This is a genomic window from Sulfurimonas sp., assembly GCF_019429335.1.
GTDB lineage: Bacteria > Campylobacterota > Campylobacteria > Campylobacterales > Sulfurimonadaceae > Sulfurimonas.
In genome coordinates this window covers 1-3,772 of record NZ_JAHYJB010000054.1, presented here as the reverse complement: position 1 = coordinate 3,772, position 3,772 = coordinate 1, and the positions used below count along the sequence as shown (strand labels likewise).

4 protein-coding genes are annotated in these 3,772 nt (G+C 38.0%); 3 read left to right on the top strand and 1 reads right to left on the bottom strand.

Annotated features, from left to right (window positions below):
* Positions 1-121: 121 nt before the first annotated feature.
* A complete protein-coding gene (rdgB, locus tag K0A91_RS10680; RefSeq protein WP_295010170.1) occupies positions 122-709 on the top strand; it encodes an RdgB/HAM1 family non-canonical purine NTP pyrophosphatase in 588 nt (195 codons plus the stop codon).
* A 135-nt stretch (positions 710-844) separates the two neighbouring features.
* On the opposite strand, the gene K0A91_RS10675 is transcribed toward rdgB, so the two are convergent.
* Entirely contained in the window at positions 845-1,615 is a 771-nt protein-coding gene (locus K0A91_RS10675; protein ID WP_295010171.1) for an undecaprenyl-diphosphate phosphatase, read from the bottom strand.
* Positions 1,616-1,740: 125 nt separating this feature from the next.
* Between K0A91_RS10675 and K0A91_RS10670 the strand changes: the two genes are divergently transcribed.
* Both K0A91_RS10670 and K0A91_RS10665 read left to right on the top strand, forming a co-directional pair.
* A complete protein-coding gene (locus K0A91_RS10670; protein WP_295010169.1) occupies positions 1,741-2,856 on the top strand; it encodes an aminotransferase class V-fold PLP-dependent enzyme in 1,116 nt (371 codons plus the stop codon).
* A gap of 47 nt (positions 2,857-2,903) precedes the next feature.
* Positions 2,904-3,752: an ATP phosphoribosyltransferase regulatory subunit gene (locus tag K0A91_RS10665; RefSeq protein ID WP_295010168.1), complete on the top strand. Its 849-nt coding sequence runs from the start codon at positions 2,904-2,906 to the stop codon at positions 3,750-3,752.
* The last annotated feature ends 20 nt before the right edge of the window (positions 3,753-3,772 follow it).

The window sequence follows — 3,772 nt, the reverse complement described above, 5'->3', positions numbered from 1 at the left end:
ACTTTTTTAAACATTGTGTACCTTAAATATTATATAATGCGCAATTATATTGAAAAGATTGTTTACACTAACTTTTTAGATCAAGAAAACCAATGTTCAAAGTAAATTGCAAGGATTATAAGTGAGATTAATATTGGCTACGTCAAACAAAGGCAAAGTAAGAGAGATTAAAGCGCTTTGTGAAGATTTTGAAGTAATTGCGTACAGCGAGATTATAGATGAGTTTGAAATCATCGAAGACGGGGCTGATTTTAAAGAGAATGCGCTTATAAAAGCAAGAGCTGTTTTTAACGCTTTAAGCGAAGATGACATCGTGGTTATAGCAGATGACAGCGGAATTAGTATTGATATTCTTGATAATAAACCGGGAATATACAGCGCTAGATATGCGGGCGAGAGTGCAACTGACAAAGATAATCTATATAAAGTCATAGATGAGATAAAAGCAAAAAAAGTAGAGAGTTCACCCGCACACTACACTGCGGCGATAGCAATCGTGACAAAAAATAGCGAGTATGTTGTTCATGGCTGGATGTATGGAGAAGCAATCGCAAAAGCGGTTGGAGATGGAGGTTTTGGCTACGACCCGATGTTTATTCCGCTTGGATATGACAAAACACTCGGAGAGCTTGATGATGAGGTCAAAAAGAGCCTCTCTCATCGTGCAAAAGCGCTTAGTTTGGCAAAAATAATTCTGCAAACACTATAGAATTTTTCGGCTTATATAATAAACTGAATCCTCAAATTTATCTAAAAAAGAGGCAAGTTTGGAGCTGTAAATTTTTATAATCTGCATGCGAGTTCCTTGTATAGATTATAAGCAAGCAATGTTCCATTTTTGGGTTTAATTGAAAAAAAGCAGTAAAGCTACACCAAAAATAATGCGGTAGATTCCAAACGCGACAAATGTAAACTTTTCTAAAAACTTTAAAAAGAGTTTTATTGTTAGATATGCGACTATAAAAGATGTGACAAAACCAACACCCAAAACCAAAAGATTAGCCTCGCTGAAATCTTGATAATGTTTGAGTAAATCGTAAGCCGCGACAGCACCCATTACAGGAAAAGCCAGCAAAAAGCTAAACTCTGCACTCGCTTTTCTGCTGAGTCCGACAAGAAGTGCGCCGATGATGGTTGAACCAGCTCTGCTTGTTCCGGGAATTAGTGCAAATATTTGTGCAAATCCTATGACCATTGACTGTCTTAGCGTAACTTTTTCTACATCATATACTGTGTTTGCATCTTCGTGAATAAAGAATTTCTCCACTACCAAAAATATCACTCCGCCGATGATAAACATAATCGCGACAATGTTTATGTTAAAGAGCTCTTTTATCTGTGAGGAGAAGATAAAACCTATAACAGCCAAAGGCAAGAAAGCTATAAAAACCTTTGTCCATAAATCTATTTTTTTGATTGTAAATTTATCTTTGTAGTTAAAAATTACTGCCAAAATTGCCGAGAACTGAATAATGACCTCATATGCTTTGTTTATTGCGTTTTGCTCTAATCCCAAAAACTCGCTTGCAACTATAAGGTGTCCGGTAGATGAGATTGGCAGGAACTCTGTAAAGCCCTCTATTACACCTAAAATTATCGAATCGAGTATAGTCATAAAAGCCCTTGAAGAATATCTGTTTTGAATTTTTTGTTGAAATTCTAGCATAAAAATAAAGAGTCACTTTATCTTATTTGGATATAATGCGAGGTTTTAAATTATAATTTATCAGGAACTTTTATATGTTACTTTTCACGCCTGGACCTACCCCGGTACCTCAAAATGTTCGCAACGCAATGTCAGACGAGACTATGCACCACCGTACACCTGAATTTGAGGCTATATTTGAAAAAACCAGAAAGCATCTTTTCAATCTTTTTGGAAGCGATGAGGTTGTGATGCTCGCATCAAGCGGAACCGGTGCCATGGAAGCTGCTGTTATAAACCTTTGCCACAACACGCTTTTAAATGTAAACTCTGGAAAATTCGGTGAGAGATTTGGCAAAATTGCTCTGTCTCACGGACTTGGCAGTGTCGAGATTAAAAACGAGTGGGATACGCCTGTTAGCGTTAAAGAGGTCGTGGATGCAATTAAGAGCAATCCAAATGTAGATGCTATCGCAATTCAGATAAGTGAATCTGCAGGCGGACTTCGTCATCCTGTTGAAGCGATTGCAAAGGCTGTAAAAGAGATTAATCCAAACATTATGGTTATAGCTGACGGTATTACAGCAGTCGGTGTTGAGAAAATTGATGTAACAAATATTGACTCTCTTATTGCAGGCAGCCAAAAAGCGCTTATGCTTCCTCCTGGACTTGCAATTTTAGGACTAAGCAACGCTGCAATTGAGAAAATCGGCAAAGGCAGAGGTTACTATTTTAATCTTGCTACCGAGATAAAATCTCAAAGAAAAAATACTACCGCGTGGACAGCAGCTACAACTCTGACTATCGGGCTTTTAGAGATATTAGAGACTATTGAAAGAAGTGGCGGAGCAGAGAAGCTTTACGAAGAGACTGCTACAAGAGCGGATGCAGTTATCTCTGCACTTAATGCTATTGGTTTGCATGTATATCCAAAAACTCCTGCTCTCTCTATGACGACTATTGATGATGAGAACGCATCACAAATCAGAAAGATTTTAAAAACTGATTTTGGCGTAAATGTTGCAGGCGGACAGGATCACCTTGAGGGCAAGATTTTCCGCATAAATCAGATGGGTCTGATTGCTCCGTATGAGATAGCATGGGTTGTAAACTCAGTAGAGCTTGCCCTTGCAAAGTTAGGTCGCAGAGCGTATGACGGCAGTGCAAACAGAGTTTTTAACGAAAAATATTTCAAAGTGGTTAGCAAATGATATTAGAGCAAGTGTTTTCGGAGCAATTCGTTAAGGTTGGTGTATAAATGATTTTAGAACATGAGATTCCTAGCGGCTCAAAACTCTATTTTGGCAAAAGCGCTAAGATAAAAAGAGAGATAGAACAGGTTGCTAGCGATATTTTGTATGCTAAAGGCTTTGAGGAGATTGTAACCCCGATATTCTCTTATCATCAGCATAAGAGTATTGCAAACGAGAAAGAGCTTATTAAAGTAAATGATGAAAAGAATAACTCAATCTCGCTAAGAGCGGATTCTACGATTGACGTTGTCAGAATAATCGAGAAGAGACTAGGGCGCAATACGGAACATAAAAAATGGTTCTATATCCAGCCGGTTTTTCGCTACCCGACAGATGAGCAGTTTCAAATAGGTGTTGAGTTTATGGGTGAGAGCAAACTCTCTTCTGTTTTAAATATAGCGATAGATATATTTGACAAATTAGAGGTCAAGCCTCTGATACAGATTTCAAACATGATGATACCAAAGCTTTTGGTTGAGATGTTTGATGAGTTGACACTTGATGATTTTCGACATGTAAATATAGAGAAATTTATAAACCTAAAGATTGATTGGCTTGAAAAGCTTGTCTATCTTCAGCATCCTGAGCAGGTTGACGGACTCCTTGAGATTGTGCCTGCGCAAATAAGAGCGGAGTTGGAGAAGATGAAGAGCCTGTGTGGTGCAATAAGTTGCCAAAACAGTGTCTTGGCTCCGATGTACTATGCAAAGATGCTCTACTATGATGAGCTCTTTTTCAGGGTTATAGAAAAGAATGAGGTCTTTGCCAGAGGCGGAAGATATAAAAACTCGGAACTAAGTTCTGTAGGTTTTGCAATTTATACAGATGTGTTAGTAGAAACAAAAGCGAAGTAAAAGAGGATAATGATGAAAGC

Excerpts from the sequence above, each read along its gene's own strand:
- K0A91_RS10675 (WP_295010171.1), bottom strand. The coding sequence starts at position 1,615 with ATGACTATACTCGATTCGATAATTTTAGGTGTAATAGAGGGCTTTACA.
- K0A91_RS10670 (WP_295010169.1), top strand. The coding sequence starts at position 1,741 with ATGTTACTTTTCACGCCTGGACCTACCCCGGTACCTCAAAATGTTCGC.
- K0A91_RS10665 (WP_295010168.1), top strand. The coding sequence starts at position 2,904 with ATGATTTTAGAACATGAGATTCCTAGCGGCTCAAAACTCTATTTTGGC.